This window comes from Nocardia farcinica (genome assembly GCF_001182745.1).
GTDB lineage: Bacteria > Actinomycetota > Actinomycetes > Mycobacteriales > Mycobacteriaceae > Nocardia > Nocardia farcinica.
In genome coordinates this window covers 2586751-2600570 of sequence record NZ_LN868939.1, presented here as the reverse complement: position 1 = coordinate 2600570, position 13820 = coordinate 2586751, and the positions used below count along the sequence as shown (strand labels likewise).

General features: G+C 66.5%; 36 protein-coding genes. 13 read left to right on the top strand and 23 right to left on the bottom strand.

Features of this window, described 5'->3' with window-relative positions:
- Nucleotides 1-94: 94 nt before the first annotated feature.
- The 21 genes from dnaN to AMO33_RS28795 form a co-directional block, all read right to left on the bottom strand.
- The gene (gene dnaN / locus AMO33_RS28875; RefSeq protein WP_060594954.1) at nucleotides 95-1240 is read right to left on the bottom strand and encodes a DNA polymerase III subunit beta; all 1146 of its coding nucleotides are present in this window, start codon (nucleotides 1238-1240) and stop codon (nucleotides 95-97) included.
- A complete protein-coding gene (locus tag AMO33_RS28870; protein ID WP_060594953.1) occupies nucleotides 1237-1467 on the bottom strand; it encodes a hypothetical protein in 231 nt (76 codons plus the stop codon). Before AMO33_RS28870 ends, dnaN begins: the two co-directional genes overlap by 4 nt.
- Complete coding sequence (locus tag AMO33_RS28865) at nucleotides 1464-1745, bottom strand: hypothetical protein (RefSeq protein ID WP_011210501.1); 282 nt, start codon at nucleotides 1743-1745, stop codon at nucleotides 1464-1466. The genes AMO33_RS28870 and AMO33_RS28865 overlap by 4 nt, the downstream gene beginning before the upstream one ends.
- Complete coding sequence (locus tag AMO33_RS28860; RefSeq protein WP_060594952.1) at nucleotides 1742-2044, bottom strand: hypothetical protein; 303 nt, start codon at nucleotides 2042-2044, stop codon at nucleotides 1742-1744. Before AMO33_RS28860 ends, AMO33_RS28865 begins: the two co-directional genes overlap by 4 nt.
- Nucleotides 2041-2268, bottom strand: coding sequence for a hypothetical protein (locus AMO33_RS31880; RefSeq protein ID WP_139337606.1), 228 nt, complete (start codon nucleotides 2266-2268; stop codon nucleotides 2041-2043). The genes AMO33_RS28860 and AMO33_RS31880 overlap by 4 nt, the downstream gene beginning before the upstream one ends.
- Nucleotides 2265-2732 (bottom strand): RNA methyltransferase, encoded by a 468-nt coding sequence (locus AMO33_RS28855; protein ID WP_060594951.1) that lies wholly within the window; start codon nucleotides 2730-2732, stop codon nucleotides 2265-2267. Before AMO33_RS28855 ends, AMO33_RS31880 begins: the two co-directional genes overlap by 4 nt.
- Nucleotides 2729-3166 (bottom strand): RusA family crossover junction endodeoxyribonuclease, encoded by a 438-nt coding sequence (locus AMO33_RS28850; RefSeq protein ID WP_307583923.1) that lies wholly within the window; start codon nucleotides 3164-3166, stop codon nucleotides 2729-2731. Before AMO33_RS28850 ends, AMO33_RS28855 begins: the two co-directional genes overlap by 4 nt.
- On the bottom strand, nucleotides 3163-3414 hold the full coding sequence (locus AMO33_RS28845) for a hypothetical protein (RefSeq protein ID WP_060594949.1): 252 nt from the start codon (nucleotides 3412-3414) through the stop codon (nucleotides 3163-3165). The genes AMO33_RS28850 and AMO33_RS28845 overlap by 4 nt, the downstream gene beginning before the upstream one ends.
- Entirely contained in the window at nucleotides 3411-3590 is a 180-nt protein-coding gene (locus AMO33_RS28840; RefSeq protein WP_060594948.1) for a hypothetical protein, read from the bottom strand. Before AMO33_RS28840 ends, AMO33_RS28845 begins: the two co-directional genes overlap by 4 nt.
- A gap of 86 nt (nucleotides 3591-3676) precedes the next feature.
- The gene (locus AMO33_RS28835; protein WP_060594947.1) at nucleotides 3677-3949 is read right to left on the bottom strand and encodes a hypothetical protein; all 273 of its coding nucleotides are present in this window, start codon (nucleotides 3947-3949) and stop codon (nucleotides 3677-3679) included.
- Between the two features lie 310 nt (nucleotides 3950-4259).
- Nucleotides 4260-4607 (bottom strand): hypothetical protein, encoded by a 348-nt coding sequence (locus tag AMO33_RS28830; protein ID WP_060594946.1) that lies wholly within the window; start codon nucleotides 4605-4607, stop codon nucleotides 4260-4262.
- 255 nt (nucleotides 4608-4862) lie between these two features.
- Nucleotides 4863-5048 carry a hypothetical protein gene (locus AMO33_RS28825; RefSeq protein WP_060594945.1) on the bottom strand — a complete coding sequence of 62 codons (186 nt, stop codon included), beginning with the start codon at nucleotides 5046-5048 and terminating at the stop codon, nucleotides 4863-4865.
- Complete coding sequence (locus tag AMO33_RS31875; RefSeq protein WP_139337607.1) at nucleotides 5045-5311, bottom strand: hypothetical protein; 267 nt, start codon at nucleotides 5309-5311, stop codon at nucleotides 5045-5047. Before AMO33_RS31875 ends, AMO33_RS28825 begins: the two co-directional genes overlap by 4 nt.
- Entirely contained in the window at nucleotides 5308-5679 is a 372-nt protein-coding gene (locus tag AMO33_RS28820; RefSeq protein ID WP_060594944.1) for a hypothetical protein, read from the bottom strand. The genes AMO33_RS31875 and AMO33_RS28820 overlap by 4 nt, the downstream gene beginning before the upstream one ends.
- A gap of 243 nt (nucleotides 5680-5922) precedes the next feature.
- Nucleotides 5923-6573 carry a ribonuclease HI gene (locus AMO33_RS28815; RefSeq protein ID WP_060594943.1) on the bottom strand — a complete coding sequence of 217 codons (651 nt, stop codon included), beginning with the start codon at nucleotides 6571-6573 and terminating at the stop codon, nucleotides 5923-5925.
- Between the two features lie 31 nt (nucleotides 6574-6604).
- Nucleotides 6605-6772: a hypothetical protein gene (locus AMO33_RS31870; protein ID WP_159033826.1), complete on the bottom strand. Its 168-nt coding sequence runs from the start codon at nucleotides 6770-6772 to the stop codon at nucleotides 6605-6607.
- A complete protein-coding gene (locus AMO33_RS31865; RefSeq protein WP_139337608.1) occupies nucleotides 6769-6957 on the bottom strand; it encodes a hypothetical protein in 189 nt (62 codons plus the stop codon). Before AMO33_RS31865 ends, AMO33_RS31870 begins: the two co-directional genes overlap by 4 nt.
- The gene (locus tag AMO33_RS28810) at nucleotides 6954-7193 is read right to left on the bottom strand and encodes a hypothetical protein (protein ID WP_011210518.1); all 240 of its coding nucleotides are present in this window, start codon (nucleotides 7191-7193) and stop codon (nucleotides 6954-6956) included. The genes AMO33_RS31865 and AMO33_RS28810 overlap by 4 nt, the downstream gene beginning before the upstream one ends.
- A 4-nt stretch (nucleotides 7194-7197) precedes the next feature.
- Nucleotides 7198-7782 (bottom strand): hypothetical protein, encoded by a 585-nt coding sequence (locus tag AMO33_RS28805; protein ID WP_060594942.1) that lies wholly within the window; start codon nucleotides 7780-7782, stop codon nucleotides 7198-7200.
- On the bottom strand, nucleotides 7779-8117 hold the full coding sequence (locus tag AMO33_RS28800; protein ID WP_060594941.1) for a hypothetical protein: 339 nt from the start codon (nucleotides 8115-8117) through the stop codon (nucleotides 7779-7781). The genes AMO33_RS28805 and AMO33_RS28800 overlap by 4 nt, the downstream gene beginning before the upstream one ends.
- A 14-nt stretch (nucleotides 8118-8131) precedes the next feature.
- Entirely contained in the window at nucleotides 8132-8419 is a 288-nt protein-coding gene (locus AMO33_RS28795; RefSeq protein ID WP_060594940.1) for a hypothetical protein, read from the bottom strand.
- A gap of 197 nt (nucleotides 8420-8616) precedes the next feature.
- Here AMO33_RS28795 and AMO33_RS32760 point away from each other — a divergent pair, with 197 nt between their 5' ends.
- From AMO33_RS32760 to AMO33_RS31855, 13 genes are all read left to right on the top strand, one after another.
- Complete coding sequence (locus AMO33_RS32760) at nucleotides 8617-8742, top strand: hypothetical protein (protein ID WP_255266230.1); 126 nt, start codon at nucleotides 8617-8619, stop codon at nucleotides 8740-8742.
- The gene (locus AMO33_RS31860) at nucleotides 8739-9044 is read left to right on the top strand and encodes a hypothetical protein (protein ID WP_139337609.1); all 306 of its coding nucleotides are present in this window, start codon (nucleotides 8739-8741) and stop codon (nucleotides 9042-9044) included. Before AMO33_RS32760 ends, AMO33_RS31860 begins: the two co-directional genes overlap by 4 nt.
- A gap of 97 nt (nucleotides 9045-9141) precedes the next feature.
- On the top strand, nucleotides 9142-9468 hold the full coding sequence (locus AMO33_RS31215) for a hypothetical protein (RefSeq protein ID WP_060594939.1): 327 nt from the start codon (nucleotides 9142-9144) through the stop codon (nucleotides 9466-9468).
- A 32-nt stretch (nucleotides 9469-9500) separates the two neighbouring features.
- Nucleotides 9501-9893, top strand: a complete 393-nt coding sequence (locus tag AMO33_RS28785) for a hypothetical protein (RefSeq protein WP_060594938.1) — start codon at nucleotides 9501-9503, stop codon at nucleotides 9891-9893.
- A gap of 29 nt (nucleotides 9894-9922) precedes the next feature.
- Nucleotides 9923-10174 (top strand): hypothetical protein, encoded by a 252-nt coding sequence (locus tag AMO33_RS28780; RefSeq protein ID WP_060594937.1) that lies wholly within the window; start codon nucleotides 9923-9925, stop codon nucleotides 10172-10174.
- A 61-nt stretch (nucleotides 10175-10235) separates the two neighbouring features.
- The gene (locus tag AMO33_RS28775; RefSeq protein WP_060594936.1) at nucleotides 10236-10427 is read left to right on the top strand and encodes a hypothetical protein; all 192 of its coding nucleotides are present in this window, start codon (nucleotides 10236-10238) and stop codon (nucleotides 10425-10427) included.
- Between the two features lie 122 nt (nucleotides 10428-10549).
- On the top strand, nucleotides 10550-10894 hold the full coding sequence (locus AMO33_RS28770) for a hypothetical protein (RefSeq protein ID WP_060594935.1): 345 nt from the start codon (nucleotides 10550-10552) through the stop codon (nucleotides 10892-10894).
- 207 nt (nucleotides 10895-11101) lie between these two features.
- Entirely contained in the window at nucleotides 11102-11347 is a 246-nt protein-coding gene (locus tag AMO33_RS28765; protein WP_139337610.1) for a hypothetical protein, read from the top strand.
- On the top strand, nucleotides 11344-11550 hold the full coding sequence (locus AMO33_RS28760; protein ID WP_060594933.1) for a hypothetical protein: 207 nt from the start codon (nucleotides 11344-11346) through the stop codon (nucleotides 11548-11550). The genes AMO33_RS28765 and AMO33_RS28760 overlap by 4 nt, the downstream gene beginning before the upstream one ends.
- Nucleotides 11528-11863 carry a hypothetical protein gene (locus AMO33_RS28755; RefSeq protein WP_139337611.1) on the top strand — a complete coding sequence of 112 codons (336 nt, stop codon included), beginning with the start codon at nucleotides 11528-11530 and terminating at the stop codon, nucleotides 11861-11863. Before AMO33_RS28760 ends, AMO33_RS28755 begins: the two co-directional genes overlap by 23 nt.
- 245 nt (nucleotides 11864-12108) lie before the next feature.
- Nucleotides 12109-12300: a hypothetical protein gene (locus AMO33_RS28750; protein ID WP_060594931.1), complete on the top strand. Its 192-nt coding sequence runs from the start codon at nucleotides 12109-12111 to the stop codon at nucleotides 12298-12300.
- Nucleotides 12297-12857: a hypothetical protein gene (locus AMO33_RS28745; RefSeq protein ID WP_060594930.1), complete on the top strand. Its 561-nt coding sequence runs from the start codon at nucleotides 12297-12299 to the stop codon at nucleotides 12855-12857. The genes AMO33_RS28750 and AMO33_RS28745 overlap by 4 nt, the downstream gene beginning before the upstream one ends.
- Nucleotides 12854-13027 (top strand): hypothetical protein, encoded by a 174-nt coding sequence (locus tag AMO33_RS31855; RefSeq protein ID WP_159005519.1) that lies wholly within the window; start codon nucleotides 12854-12856, stop codon nucleotides 13025-13027. The genes AMO33_RS28745 and AMO33_RS31855 overlap by 4 nt, the downstream gene beginning before the upstream one ends.
- 162 nt (nucleotides 13028-13189) lie before the next feature.
- Here AMO33_RS31855 and AMO33_RS28740 read toward each other — a convergent pair whose 3' ends face one another.
- On the bottom strand, nucleotides 13190-13453 hold the full coding sequence (locus AMO33_RS28740; RefSeq protein ID WP_060594929.1) for a hypothetical protein: 264 nt from the start codon (nucleotides 13451-13453) through the stop codon (nucleotides 13190-13192).
- Complete coding sequence (locus tag AMO33_RS28735; RefSeq protein ID WP_060594928.1) at nucleotides 13450-13707, bottom strand: hypothetical protein; 258 nt, start codon at nucleotides 13705-13707, stop codon at nucleotides 13450-13452. Before AMO33_RS28735 ends, AMO33_RS28740 begins: the two co-directional genes overlap by 4 nt.
- Nucleotides 13708-13820 lie beyond the last annotated feature (113 nt).

The window sequence follows — 13820 nt, the reverse complement described above, 5'->3', positions numbered from 1 at the left end:
GTTTGAGCCTAACGGCTGATTCCATGAGACGCACCGGTTTCTACCTGAAGCAACCGAGAAGCTACTTACGGTGTCGGCCCAACTGCGGGACCGGTCACGCCGGAATCCGCACGGGCATCAGCATGTACACGAATGGACCAGACAGCGCAGCGAACCCGCCACTGCTCTCCTTCACCTCGACGTCGCCGCTGGGCACCAGCACGGCGGGCCGCGTCGGCGTCGTGAACCCGAACATAACACTAATCGAATGCAACGCCGTCAACCCGTCCATCAGATAGCCCGGGTTGAACGCAATCGTCAGCGGCTCGCCCCGGAACTCGGCGGGCACCGCTTCCTCGGCGCGGCCCGCATCGTCGCCGCCAGCGGACAGCAGCAATCCGTCCTCGCTGAACTCCAGCCGCACCTGTGCGCCCCGCTCGGCGACGAGCGCCACACGCTTGATCGCGTCCACGAGATCCGGGACGAACACAGTCGCCACTGACGCGTGCTCCTTCGGCAGCAACTGCCGGAACTTCGGGAACTCGGCATCCAGCAGGCGTGTGGTGGTGCGGCGGCGGGCGTTCACCAGTCCGAACATGCTGTCGTCGATCGCCAACCGGGCGGGCGCCGCCGATTCCAGCGCCTTCACCGCTTCGGCGAGAGTCCGGGCGGGAACCAGAACCTGGGTTTCGACACTCGGGTCGGTCGGCGACCATTCGAGCGTACGCACCGCCAACCGGTACCGGTCGGTCGCCGCCAACGTCACCTCGGCGCCGTCGATTTCGACGCGGATACCGGTCAGCATCGGCAGGGTGTCGTCCCGGCCGGCCGCCACAGCGACCTGGCTGACAGCGGTCGCGAACAGGTCCGCGGCCAGCTCTCCGCTCCGGGCGGGGACGTCGGGCAGTTTCGGGTAGTCCTCGACCGGCATGGTGGGCAGGGAGAACTTCGCGCTGCCGCAGGCGATGAGGACTCGGCTGCCGTCGAAGGTGATGTCGACGGGCTTGTTCGGCAGCGCCTTGGTGATGTCGGCGAGCAGCTTCCCCGACACCAGCACTTCGCCGTCGTGGGCGACCTCGGCGGCGATCCGCATTTGCGCGGACACCTCGTAGTCGAAGACGGAGATGGTGAGGCCGTCGTCGTCGGCGCGCAGGTGGGCGCCGCCGAGCACGGGGACGGGTGGGCGGCTCGGGAGGCTACGCGCTACCCAGGTGGCTGCGTCTGCGAGGTCGCCGCGGGCGACGCGGAATCGGATGCTCATCGGGCCTTCTTGGTCGGGGTGGGCTTTTTGATGGCGGGCTTCTTCTGGTGGTGGTCGTCGAAGTCGGGCTCCCACTCGTAGCCAGGCGTGTCGGCGGCGCAGTAGGAGTCGGCGACTCGTGTGTCGGTGTCGTCGTGTTCGCACCAGCGGTCGTCGCCGCAGGCGGTGAGCCCGAGCGCTGCCAGCGTGACGGCGGCGGCCACAGCGAGGGCCTTCATCGAGGTCATTCCGGGTCTCCTGTGGTGCTGCGTTGCCAGATGGAGGCGACCCCGCCGTGGGATCGGGTGGTGGTCGCGGATACGCCGGCCTTTTCGATGACGCCTGCCCGCCACAGCCGTTGCACCATCGGACCGAAGCGCCGGGGTTCGGCCATGTCGGGCCAGCCCGCGGCTCGCATTCGCGCGTAGATATCGGCGTTCGCGAAGCGGGTGCCCGCGGGCAGGTCGCGGATCAGCTTTTCCGCGCGTTCGAGGTAGGCGAAGTCGGGGGGTGCAGTGGCGGTCATCGCAGCAGATCCTGTTCATCCTCGAAGTAGGTGACCCGCGGCTCAGATGCCTCGACGAGGACGAGGCGGCGGGCGTGGGTGATCCAGTTGGGTGAGATGTGTGAGCCAAGACCGAACCCCGCGGGTGGAAGCAGCTCGAACAATCGGTGCCCGTCCGTGACGTCGTGCGGCAGCACCATCGCCAGGCAGTGGGTGAATGACCTGCCGTACGGGTATTGGCCGCTGATGTCCCAGATAGACTGGGGTTCTGCGGTCAGCCACGGCTTGCGTACGAGCGTGAGCATGTCGCGATCGGTCATTGGTCATCTCCTACGATTTGCCAGACGCCGTATTGGACGCGGCGTTTCTCTACGACGACGGCGAATCCGGCCTTTCGGAGCCCGTTGCGTTTCTCCCGCCACAGCGCCGAGTCGGAGAGAAGCACGTACTCCTCCCCCGTGCCGGGGTCGAGGTAGGTGATCCGGTATTCGTCACGTGACGTCGCAGGCGAGGACGGCGGCGGTGTTACGGATTCGCTGTTCACGCGTTCACCGTCCGAAGCCCGCCGGTCTTGGACCAACGGTCATGCATGACCAGGCTCCCGGCGACGGCCACGTTCAGCGACCACGGCGACGGGGACGGGATCTGCACGACGTGGTGGCAGCGGTCGAGCACGGCAGCGGGCAGCCCGTGATCCTCGGCGCCGAGCAGGTACAGCGCGCGGACCGGGTGGGGGAACTCGTGGAGGGAGACAGCGCGGTCGTCGAGTTCGACCCCGACGAGCGGGCAACCGTACGGCAGGTGTGCGATCAGGTCGTCGATGTCGTGGTAATGGTGCAGTGGGATCGCGTTGTGCGCTCTGCACGTGTCGGAGGCTTGCGGCTTGTACCGCGATCCGATGGTGGCGAGCATCGACGCCTGATACGTCATCGCGGACCGCCACAGCGTGCCGACATTCACTTCATGCTTCGGATGCCACACGGCGACGCCATAGAATCCTGTCGTCATGATGCCGCCTCTTCCGTTGTGCTGTAGGTGATTTCGATCCACATGCGCCCGCCTTCGCCCTTCACGGCTGGGTGGATGAGCGGTTCCGGCTTGGCCATCCACTGCGGGGTGTCGTCGAGCACGAGCCCGTACCCGGGTACCGTGCCGCGTTTGGATGCGCGCGAAACGGTGAGGGCGTCGGCGATCGGTTTGAGCGTCGCGACGAGGTTGTCGGTGTCGCGGCGGCGGTTGTCGCGCGGCTGATAGTGCAACTGCACTGCGGCGTGCGCGACGAGCCGCGGGAGCTTGGCCTGCGTGGCGAGAGCGATGATGGTTTCGCGGATCTCGCGGGTTTTCGCAGCTTTCGCCATCGCGGCGCCGCGCGTGTACCCGCGGTCGTTCATCGACAGCGGCGGCGACGTCCACGGCAGATCGATACGCACCAGGGCGGTCACAGTGGCCTCCAGGTGAGGTAGTCGGCGAGCTGGGTGAAGGCTTGTTCGCAGCCGCCGCAGTTGATTGGTATGGGGCGTGGGAATCGGTCGGCGATGGCGGTGAGGCAGGCGCGGCAGGCGAACGCCTGGTGGCAGCCGTGCCAGTCGGCCCAGTAGTCGGCGGTGGGTGCGGGGGCGAAGGGGCCGAATTCGTGGATGCGGCTGTCGCAGGTAGGGGTTTCGAGTTTCGGCAGGTCGTGGATGGTCACAGCGGCCTCACCGTGATCATGTCGTCGATGGCGCGGGCCACCGTGCCGCAGTGCACGCATTCGAGCTCCCAGCCGTTGCCGAGCCAGAACCGAAGCTTGGCCATCAGCCGGTTCAGGCAGGTGTCGCAGGCGAGGAAATCGTTGCAGCCGTGCTGGTTGATCCAGTGCCTCGCCACAGCAGGGGCGCCTTTGTGCTGGACGAGCCCACACATTGGTGTGTGGTCCAGTTCCTCTATCGAGGTGAGGGTTTCAGCAGGTGCGGTCACAGCGGCACCACCGTGACAGCGACCATCCAGGACGGGAACGCGACCATGCATAACGAGCACTTGAAACGGCCCAACATCCGGTCGCTGTCGGCGTGTGACGTGCGCAGGATCTCAAGGCACTTGCTGCACATCACGCACTCGTCGCAACCGTGCGCGTCGATCCAGAAGTCAGCGCGCTGATGCGGACCAACATGGAAGCTGCTTCCACATTCCAGCTCGTACTCCAAGGATGCGATGCTGTCGGTGCGTTCGTGGGTGTGGGTGTTCATGCGGGCCTCCGTTGTGGCTCAGGAGTGGATGTGGTGTGCCAGTGCTGCCCCGACGGGCACCTGTAAGTGGCCGAAGGGCGACGGCCCGGATACGCGTTACGGATCTGGCGGCGGATCGCGTTCTCTGCCTCCACGCGAGTCCCGTACCGCTTCTTCCGCGGGTGTGGGCATTCCGGTTTCGAGGCGCGGATGCGGTGCATGTACCAGCCGAGCCGCGCCGCTTCGGGTGTCGACGCTTTGAACCGGTCACCGCACTCGCAGGCCGCCACATGCGTGCAGCCTTTCAATCGGATGCTGGCCAGTTCGTGGGTCATGCCGCTATGTCCTCCCGCGTGAGCAGCGCGTCCTGGACGTCGGGGCCGGGCTCCTTGTCGGGGTGGATGCGGCCGGCCCAGATGACGCCTTGGATGTGGATGCGTTCACCGGTCCACGGGTTGCGGTCGATGCCGCGGAGGACACGTTCACGTTTTTCCTGGCAATGGGTGAGGGCTGGGCAGGTTTGGCAGAGGCGGACGATGCGGGTGTGGCGGGCTCGTTGCTGGGCGGGGGTTTCGGCGGGGATGTAGTAGTCCCACGGGTGGGTGTGGGTTTGGCGGGAGCGTTCGAAGACGGCGGGTTGGGTGCAGGGGGCGTTGGTGTAGGGGGTGGGGTGTTTCACGCGTTCACCGCCGTTGCGGCGATGATGGTGGCGGCGAGGGCGCCGATGATCACGAGCGGTACAGCGGCGATCCACGCGAGGGCGTGGAGGGCGCGGCGTGCGTTTGGGGTCATTTGCTGTGTCCTTGCTATACGCTGGATCAAAGCTTGAGTGTCTATCCGAAACTGTAGTGTCGATGCTATGCGAACGCAATAGTGCGACCACAAGAATGGGGGCGAGGATTTCTCCTCGCCCCCTTCCCGGGTCACACAGGTTTCAGTTGTGGTGGTGTAGCTGCCCCCAGGCGGTCACACAGTGACCGATCAGTTCGCGGATCTCGCGGTCGTCGAGGCTGATGGTGACGCGGCGCCCGTGGTCGTTGATGTGGAGTAGCGCGTACATGCCGGTGTCGGTGGTGGCGGTGCCGAGTTCGATGGTGGCGTTGGTCGCGGTGCGGATCATGCGGCGACCAGTTTCTTGCGGCGTGGTTTCCGGGCGGTGCGCGCCTTGGCGAGGATGCGTTTCCGTTCCCGCCGAGCTGCCTGCAACGGCGTGACTGCGGGTGGGCCGTCGGTTGCTTTCCGGATGGCTGCGAGCGCGTGGAGGGCTTGCACGTAGTCGCGGATTGCTCGGTCGCGGTCGGCGGGGTTGGCGCGGTCGGCTTGTTCGGCGAGGTCTTCCACGACTTGGTAGGAGCGGGATGTGTACCCGCCGACGGCGCTCACGACCCGGTCTCCATCATGTCGGCGGCGAGCGCGTCGAGGATGGTGGTTTCGTAGGCGGCGTTGATGTCACCGAGCCAGTCGATGGCGTCTTGTTCGCTGCATGTGAACAGTCCGCAGGCTTCTTCGTCGGCCATGCCGAGGAGGCGGGCGGCGAGTTCTTCGGTGTCGTGCAGGGCGCCGGTGCGGAAGTCGATGGATTGGAAGCCGTCGGTGAGCGGGTTGCCGGTGCGCAGGAGCGCGTATTCGCCGTGGATGCGGATGGTGTGTCCGGCGATGCAGGTCATCCACGAGGACTGGTTGTGTTCGATCGGGTAGCGAACGAGGTGGTCGTACACTCGGCGGATGAGGGGGATGTTGTAGGTGGTCATCAGATTTCCTTGATTCGGAGGGGTCGGGCGATCCAGGCCGGGACGGCGATCACGTCGCCGCATTCGCGGCGACGGCTGGGCATGAGGATGTCGGGTCATCGTTTGTCCGGTTTGATCGAAGTGGTTGGTAGGGGCGGCGCCCGAGAGATGTGGGGGTCGATCTCGGGCGCCGCGCTCCTCCTCCTGGCCCGGCCGCACGGCGCGCTGTCCATTGGGTGGTCACCGCGGCGGGGTCGGAGGCTTTCAAGCGGCGACCGCGAGCTTGTTGGGGTCGTGGATCGCGTACAGGAAGGCTGCCGCGACGCTGGCCGCTCGTTCCCCGAGCACGTACTCGTCACCGGGTGAAGTCAGGGCGGTACGGGCGATGGTGGCGAGGGTGTCGGCGGCCTCGTTCATCAGGTGACCGCTGTGTCCCGCGACGTGCACGAATTTCAGATCGGTGCGGCCCGCGATCTGGTGGGCGTACCGGACGAGGGCAGGTGTGGCGTCACCTCGCACACGCGGGCGGAGGCTGTAGCCGCGTGGCATGCGGTCGGTGTGGCCGGCTTGCCATGAGTGGAGGTGGTCGATGGCGGCGGTGGAGTCGATGAGGAATTTGATCGCGCGTCCGGGGAAGTGTTCGATGACGAGTCCGACTGCGCGGATTTCGTTGACGAGGGAGCCGGTGCCGTGGTCACGGATTGCGGCGAGCCGCCCTCGCCCGGAGTGGCGGGTGGCGAGTCCCCAGTAGCCGTTGCGGGTGAAGTATCCGAATCCGCCGATGCCGTGTTTGTAGCTGGCGTCGGTGGCGACGATGAGCCGGGTGGACGCGCCCGCGACGCGGATGTGTCCGTGGATCCCGCGGTGGGCGTCGTAGGCGCGGCCTCGCTGGCCTGTGTGGCTGGACTGGATCACGACAGAACCTCGTTTAATCCGTGGTAGTAGCTCATGCTGCGTCTCTTTCGATTTGGTCGGCGACGGCGGCGACGAGGGCGGCGGCCATGCCCTGGTTCTCCCATCGCAGGTCGTGTTCGATCGCCCGCAATCGGTCGAGCGCGGTCGAAAGCTGCTCGCGGAGGTGCTGTTCGACCGGTGTCGGCTTCGGATTCGTCACGACAGATCCCCGTCCTCGCAGGTGTGGCCGTAGACCACCTGGCGGGCGTCGTTTGCGCCGAACGGGCCGTCGAGGATCAGGTCGTAGGCCATGCTGGTGCGGAATCCACAAGGGGTGTGGATGAGGTGGTGGAGAGCGGACCAGCCGGAGGCGCGTGCAGCGGTCCAGTCAGCGGGCAATCTCATTGCGGCTCCTGGTGGTCGTGGAGGAACGCGTCGCACCGGTCGCGGAGTTCGGCGACTGCGGCGGTGGGGAGGTCAGCGCGGATGGCGTGGCAGGGGGTGTCGGTGAGCCCGACACGGATGGACATCAGGTCGGAGCCGTCTTCGACGCCGACCTCGACGCTGTATCCGGCGTGGTCGACCAGCGGCGCGGCACCGTAGTGGGTGACACGGTGGACATCGTCATGACGGGTGATCACGCGGTCAGACCTCCCTCATGTACTGCGAGATCAGGGAGTTGATGGCAGGAAGAGCCGTGGTCCGAAACCACAGGTCCGCTTCCAGACCAGCTGCGCTCAGCGTGTCCAGATTCTCGATGCCGGGATGCCACCTGGCGTCGAACTCGTTGTACCAACGCATCTCGATGCCCATCTCCGACAGCGCCTTGTGCATGAAGGTGATTGCGCGAGCGTGCAGGGCGGAGCAGCCCAACCCCTCTGGACTTCGGTACCCGTAGCCGGTGTCCCAACCGATCTCCAGCCAGCACGCTGGCGTGCACAGCCAGCGGGTGTCATCGGGCTCGGTGTCCTCGTCGTTGCCGTAGTAGTCCTCGGCGTACAGCGGGCCACCGGTTCGGAAGTCGCACTCGACGATGCCAGGAAGGCCCTGCCCGATGACCGTTCCGATGCACAGGACGCCGTCCCGCCCATAGTCCTCTGGCTCGTTGACCTTGGCGGTCTCGATGCGGTGCTCTTCACCCGCGGCCGTGCAGATAGCGGACAACGCCAACTGGAAGGCGGCCTTCGGGTCGATCTTCTGGACGATCGCGACGCGCGTATGCAGGGTCACGCCGCCACCGCCTCAGGGAGCGCGTACACGAGGAACCACGCGTTGACCTTGATGTCGATGCCGGCGTCGTCGTCTACGCGGGCGTCCGCGAGGATCTCAGCGATCTTCTCCGCAGCGACACCCCAACTGAACGCCAGCTCCGCCACGTCACCGTCGTGCCGCCAGTAGGTGACGTGGACCGCGGCGGGACGGTTGCGGTGAACATCGCACCATGTGTCAGCGAAATCGCTTGCGTCCCAGTCGATGTCGAGGGTCACGCGGCTGTCGCCCACCGGGATCTTGAGGTCGGCGCGGACCCGGCCTGGGTCGACGTAGTCGTAGATGAAGTAGCCCATGATCGGCGCCCTTTCTAGGCTGCGAGGTCGGTGGCGAGCAGGTGGGCGGGGATGGTGACGGTGATCTGTTCGGCGTCGGACCAGGTGAGCTGGTCGACGGCTTCGACACCGTGGTCGAGGCAGTAGATGCCGCCCGCGACGATGGCGCCGCGGCCTTGGGGGGTGCGGGTTTCGGTGAGCAGCAGCGACGGTTCGCCGCATTCGTCGCAGGTGTCGCCGAACAGGCGGGTGGCGCCGATGCGGCCGGTGACGCGGTCGTCGTTGGTGTCGAGGAACTGGCGGACCTGCTCGGTGATGGTCATGCGGTCGCCTCGTGGAGGTAGATGCGGACGGTGAGTTCGCCGGTGTCGCCGCAGGCGCGGCAGCCCTGCCCGTTGCAGGCGTCGCAGATGACGGGCGTCCATTCGTAGTCGTCCATCGCGGTTCCCTTTCGGTGAGTTGATCCGGTGCCAGCCGGAAGTGTTGTTGTGATCCTATACACAGGTTTAGTATCAATGCAATGCTGTGTGACAGATTCGAGACCACACACCCCTTCGACAGCCCCGGCCCGCGCCAGCTGTCCACGTCGATGAAGGAGACCCCGTTGACCATCCCCACGCCGCCCGTGAAGGCCGGTCCGCCGTGACCGCCGGGAAGCCGCGACGCCGCGACGCCGACCGGCGACTCACGTTCACCCAATCCCCCGGAACTGCCGCCTATGCCGCGAAACTCGCTGCTCAAACCGGGTTATCGCGCGCCGACCTGTACAACACGGCGATGCGGTTGGTTGAGACGGTTCTACCCGCCCTGGTCGATGATCGCGGGACCGGTGTTCGGTTGATCTTGCAGGATTTGGAGCCAGGAGTGCGGGCCGTGTTGGGCGACATCCTGGCGTCGATCCCGCGCAGCCAGGGACGTGCCGCCGGAGGCGATGACGCCGGCGAGTGAGATGAGCCGGCTACTGATTGTTGATTCAATACTGTTGTCTCCGTCGTACACTTGGTGTACTGTTCTAGTCATCAGCCACTCACCGAAGGAGCCCCCGATGACCACCACCCTCTCCCCCGCCCGCGACACCGCCGAGGTCGACGCCCCCGACGCCGCCCTGGTTGACGTGCTCGGCCCCATCGCCCCGGCCGCGGTCGATCCCTGGACCGTTCCCGCCCCCGCCCTCTCGGGCTGGACCGCCCGCCACGACGGCTACGCCGCCATCGGCGCCGACGGCGTCCGCTACCACGTCACCCACTGGGGCGCCCTCTACGCCCTCATGGTGACCGCTCCCGGCGGCACCCCGGTGAAGGTCACGACCGGCCTCGCCGACGCGCTCCGCGCCCGCGCCACCGAGATCGCCACCGCCCGGCACACCGCCTGACCCTCCCCCCTGCGCCTGGAAGGACCGCTCCGATGACCGTCACCATCTACCGTCCGGCCCGCGCCGCCCGTCTCGCCGCCGTGAAGGCGCACGTGCGACGCGTCCGGCGCCTGCTAGCCGCCGCGGTGGCCCGGTTCCTCAACGGCCCCCAGATCACCGAAGCGCTCAACACCGGCCGCCTGGTGACGGTCAGCACCCACATGACGGGGCTCGGCGCGGACAGTGACCAGGTCCGCCGGTACAGCTCGCCAGCCGGGAAGAAGGTGAAGGCCGCGTTTCTGGGCTTGCACGGGATCGAACCCGGCAAGGTGTGGGTGGTGCGTAACGGGCGCCCGGTGCACGTGTACGCCTACTCCCCCACTGACCCCGCACTCACTGACGGGCTGGCCGCCTACGCCCGCACCGCCCACCTGGTCACCGCCTGACCAACCCGCCCCTACCGAAGGACTCCCCCATGAGCAACTACAGCGTCGGCGACCTCGTCCGCATCAACGGCCGGACGTGGCGCGTCGCCCGACTCGGCACCGCGCAGGACGGCCGGCCTTCCGTCAGCCTGGTCAACCCCGACAACCGCCACAACGGCACGGCGTTCTACGCGGACGTGCTGGACAGGATCGGCACCCGCGTTTCGGATGACCCCACCGACACGGACCAGGGAATGGCGGACCCGACCGCGCCGGAGACGGAGGACGCATACCCCGCCTGACCCACCCGCCCCGGCCGGGGCACACCGTCCCGGCCCTCCACCTCTCCTGAAGGAGCCCCCGTTGACCGACCACACCGGAACCCGCATCCGCCGCCACGACCGCGTCGCGATCCTGCCCGGCTCCCCCGCCCGCGCCAGCGGGCACGAGTACGGGGACGTGCAGTTGGTGGGCCGCAAGTGGGTGCACGTCACCACCAACCAGGGCCGCACCATCCAGGTCGCCGCCCACGACTTGCACCGCATCAACCGCTGACCCACCCCCGACAACCACGAGGAGCCCGGTAGCGGCGCCACGCCCGCGCCGCCGGCTGCCAGAGCCGAATATCTGTCCGCCACATAACGTCAACGCAACATCAGGCCGGAAGGACTACAGACGTGAGCGTCAACTACTACGCCCGCACCGCAGAAACGCCCGCCGATGACGAGGGTCTACACATCGGCCAGTACGTGGGCGGCACCGAGTTCCTGTTCCGGGGACACCGCGACCTCGGCTTGACCACTGTGCAGGCGTGGCGGGACTACCTCACCCGTGACGATGTGACGATCGTGGCGGAGAGCGGCTATGAGGTGGATTTCCGAGACTTCTGGCCCGATGCTGTCGCCCGCCCCGCGCACGTGGACTTCATCATGACGCCACGCTGGCCGTCGTCGGAGCTGCCGAGCGACCGTCGTTGGCGGGATGTGGGCGGGCACCCGTTCTTCGGTGCCGAATTCTGCTGACCACCTGCCCGTGGTGGCTGGCGCCCTGCACAACGGCGTGCAGAGGGGACCAACGACGTTCCCCGCGAGCGACAGCCACCACACCCCACGATTGAGGGAACCGCGCCCGACCGAACAGCGTCCAAGCCATCAACACACCCAATCGGCCTCCAGGAGCCCTGAATGCCTTCCGTACCTGACGGTTCCATATCCGATAACCCTGCCTTCTTGCGTGAGGTGATCCAGATCCTCGACGGGGCTGCCGTGAACGACCCGGCCTCCGCGCATGGTCCGGTCGATGCTGCGGTCGAGGCGATCATGGCGAGCCTGGTGCGGACGGCGAGGTACACCTTGGAGGTTCTGCGGGCCGGCGGGGAGAAGGCGCGTTCGTTCCTTGATGCACTGGGGCGGAGCGTCGCACGCCTGCCGACCCACCAACACAATCCACCCGCGGCCGGAGGAGAGAAGGCATGACTGATTACTGCATCACCTGTGAACGCACCACCGATTTCGTGTACGACGACACCGACGAATTGCGCTGCACCAGGTGCGGCTGCCCGACCGTCGAAGAAGACGACGACGACTACGACGAGGACGAGGACGAGGACCGACATGACGCGTTCCTCGAAGCGCTCGACAACACGGACGGGGGGCGTGCCAATGCCGCGTTCAGTTGATCACCTGGTCGCCGTCCACGAGCTGGCTAGGAGACGGGTCGCCGCGGGCGTGCCGGTGTGGGCCGAGACGATCAATCTCGCTGGTGTCTTCCACAACGACGCGATGACCTTCGTTCAGCGGCGGGACGCGATCGTGGAGCGGTTGCGTGCAACCCGTTGGTACCGGAACGATGACCCGTACGAGTTCGAAGGGGTGCGTGACATCGTGGACGATCACCTTGCCCATGGTGAGGACGTGAACGAGTTCTATGGCTGGTGGGACGAACTGTACGACCTGGCCAACTACGCCCGCGTGGCGATCACGACGAAGTGAAGCGTGAGCAGCATGAAGATTGTCGAATCCATAGCCTCGACCTGGGTTTTCCACCTCAGTGTAGATCCCAATGGGGTGTCGGCCCTCTGTGGCGCGCAGACGATGCCTAGCCCGGCGCTCCTTGAAAGCTGGGGAGATGTGAGCCATATCAGAGAGCGGTACTGCGCGAGGTGCGGTGCCCTAGCGGGCTTCCCGGGCGTGAAGCATGAGGCTGCGGGCCCGACCGCTGGCAGGGAACTGCGATCGTGAACCTGCTGGATGATGTCGTCGAGTGTTTGACGGAGCGATGGCACGAGTCGGACGACGTCCGCTCACTGCCGGAGTATCTCGGCATGACCGCCGAGCAGTTCGGTCGCTGGTCGGCCGGAGTGATGTCGGCCCAGGAGTTGCAGGCCTGGGCGGACCGGCGCGGCATCCGTGTAGGAGAGGCGCCGTGACGACGCGGCCGTTGCTGTATCTGGATGTGGACGGCCCGCTCAACCCCTACGCGGCGAAACCGCATCTGCGGCCCGCCGGGTACGAGACGCATCGAATGCTGCCGCCGACCTGGATGGCCCAACATGGTGACCGGCCGTCCGGGCGGATCAAACCGCTGCGAGTGTGGCTCAACCCCGTGCACGGGCCGAAGCTGCTCGCTCTCACTGACGTGTTCGAGTTGTGGTGGGCGACAACGTGGGAGCACGACGCCAACACGCATATCGGCCCCACGATCGGGTTGCCCGAGTTGCCGGTGGTGGAGTGGAAGACGTCGAAGCGGTTCGGTCCGGATGGGACGTTCTTCAAGACCGCAGAGCTTGTCGATCACGCTGGCGGGCGGCCGTTCGCGTGGGTGGACGACGACATCACCAACCGGGACCGGGTGTACGTCGAGCGCACGCACGGCCCCGGGGCGCTGCTGCATTGGGTTGACCCGGCGAAGGGTTTGCTCGACGAGGATTTCGCTGCGCTGCGCTCGTGGGCGGCGGGTTTGGTCGTGGCAGGATCGGCGGCATGAGTGAGGAGCAGGCGCCCGCGGAGGGTGAGGGCGGGCAGGTGATCGACGCGGCGCACAGGTTCGGTCAGCAGGAACGGCGCCGCCCTACGTTGTCGGCGGCCGAGATCGAGGCGTACAGGTCGGCGGGGTTGTCTGACGAGGACATCGCGGAGTTGTTCAGCACCGATTAGCCCCCGGAGTGGTTTCCGGGGGTTCGTTTTGTTCGGGGTGAAGGCGTACGGGTTCCCGATCCGCTTGGAACCCGGCGAGAAGTAGGCGAGGCCCCCAACGTCGTGCGCGTGGGGGCCTCGTTGGTGAGGGTAGCAGGCTAGTTGTCGGGGTATGTGGAAGCTTCAGTCCATCTTCGGCATCCGCAGTACTTGGGGCGGCGCGTCCTTCCCGGCGAGGGTGGTGCGGATCTGGTCGCGAATGGTCTCTAGCGCGGCAGGGTCGGCGGATATGCGTGCGTGGAGGCGGGCAGCGAGTTCGCTGGCGACCTGGTTGGGGATCTTCGGTTTCACGAAGGCGCTGGCTGCGGATGCGACACCGGATTGGAAGCCGTTGAGGTAGATGCGGAGCGCGACTTCGATGTCGATGGGTTCGCGCTGGATGGTCATGCGATGCCCGCCCGGTTGAGGACGTCGTCGAGTGCGATGCGGCTGCGGCCGACTTGGAGCCAGTGGACTTCGGTGACGGCGATGACGTCACGGTTCATGTCGCGGTGTTCTTTGCGTTCGTAGATGACTTCGAGGCTGGTGCTGGTGCCTAGGTGGCGGTTGAGGGTGTTGGCGAGGTCGCCGCTGATTGTGGCGCGGGGTTGCTTGGAGCGGACGAACTCGTTGAGCTGTTCAACTGTGGTGATGGCTGTCATGATGTCGTCCCTTCGCTGGGTGATAGCGGCGTGGTAGGGACTCTAGCGAGAACCACCGACAGGTCCGGATTGGTGTTCGCGAACGTCTCGGATGCCGGCGGCTCGCGCTCGGG

What these genes read in the sequence shown, in the direction of transcription:
- dnaN (WP_060594954.1), bottom strand. Translation starts at nt 1,240, where the DNA reads ATGAGCATCCGATTCCGCGTCGCCCGCGGCGACCTCGCAGACGCAGCC.
- AMO33_RS28870 (WP_060594953.1), bottom strand. Translation starts at nt 1,467, where the DNA reads ATGACCTCGATGAAGGCCCTCGCTGTGGCCGCCGCCGTCACGCTGGCA.
- AMO33_RS28865 (WP_011210501.1), bottom strand. Translation starts at nt 1,745, where the DNA reads ATGACCGCCACTGCACCCCCCGACTTCGCCTACCTCGAACGCGCGGAA.
- AMO33_RS28860 (WP_060594952.1), bottom strand. Translation starts at nt 2,044, where the DNA reads ATGACCGATCGCGACATGCTCACGCTCGTACGCAAGCCGTGGCTGACC.
- AMO33_RS28855 (WP_060594951.1), bottom strand. Translation starts at nt 2,732, where the DNA reads ATGACGACAGGATTCTATGGCGTCGCCGTGTGGCATCCGAAGCATGAA.
- AMO33_RS28835 (WP_060594947.1), bottom strand. Translation starts at nt 3,949, where the DNA reads ATGAACACCCACACCCACGAACGCACCGACAGCATCGCATCCTTGGAG.
- AMO33_RS28825 (WP_060594945.1), bottom strand. Translation starts at nt 5,048, where the DNA reads ATGATCCGCACCGCGACCAACGCCACCATCGAACTCGGCACCGCCACC.
- AMO33_RS28820 (WP_060594944.1), bottom strand. Translation starts at nt 5,679, where the DNA reads ATGACCACCTACAACATCCCCCTCATCCGCCGAGTGTACGACCACCTC.
- AMO33_RS31865 (WP_139337608.1), bottom strand. Translation starts at nt 6,957, where the DNA reads ATGAGATTGCCCGCTGACTGGACCGCTGCACGCGCCTCCGGCTGGTCC.
- AMO33_RS28800 (WP_060594941.1), bottom strand. Translation starts at nt 8,117, where the DNA reads ATGGGCTACTTCATCTACGACTACGTCGACCCAGGCCGGGTCCGCGCC.
- AMO33_RS28795 (WP_060594940.1), bottom strand. Translation starts at nt 8,419, where the DNA reads ATGACCATCACCGAGCAGGTCCGCCAGTTCCTCGACACCAACGACGAC.
- AMO33_RS32760 (WP_255266230.1), top strand. Translation starts at nt 8,617, where the DNA reads ATGCTGTGTGACAGATTCGAGACCACACACCCCTTCGACAGCCCCGGC.
- AMO33_RS31215 (WP_060594939.1), top strand. Translation starts at nt 9,142, where the DNA reads ATGACCACCACCCTCTCCCCCGCCCGCGACACCGCCGAGGTCGACGCC.
- AMO33_RS28785 (WP_060594938.1), top strand. Translation starts at nt 9,501, where the DNA reads ATGACCGTCACCATCTACCGTCCGGCCCGCGCCGCCCGTCTCGCCGCC.
- AMO33_RS28780 (WP_060594937.1), top strand. Translation starts at nt 9,923, where the DNA reads ATGAGCAACTACAGCGTCGGCGACCTCGTCCGCATCAACGGCCGGACG.
- AMO33_RS28760 (WP_060594933.1), top strand. Translation starts at nt 11,344, where the DNA reads ATGACTGATTACTGCATCACCTGTGAACGCACCACCGATTTCGTGTAC.
- AMO33_RS31855 (WP_159005519.1), top strand. Translation starts at nt 12,854, where the DNA reads ATGAGTGAGGAGCAGGCGCCCGCGGAGGGTGAGGGCGGGCAGGTGATC.
- AMO33_RS28740 (WP_060594929.1), bottom strand. Translation starts at nt 13,453, where the DNA reads ATGACCATCCAGCGCGAACCCATCGACATCGAAGTCGCGCTCCGCATC.
- AMO33_RS28735 (WP_060594928.1), bottom strand. Translation starts at nt 13,707, where the DNA reads ATGACAGCCATCACCACAGTTGAACAGCTCAACGAGTTCGTCCGCTCC.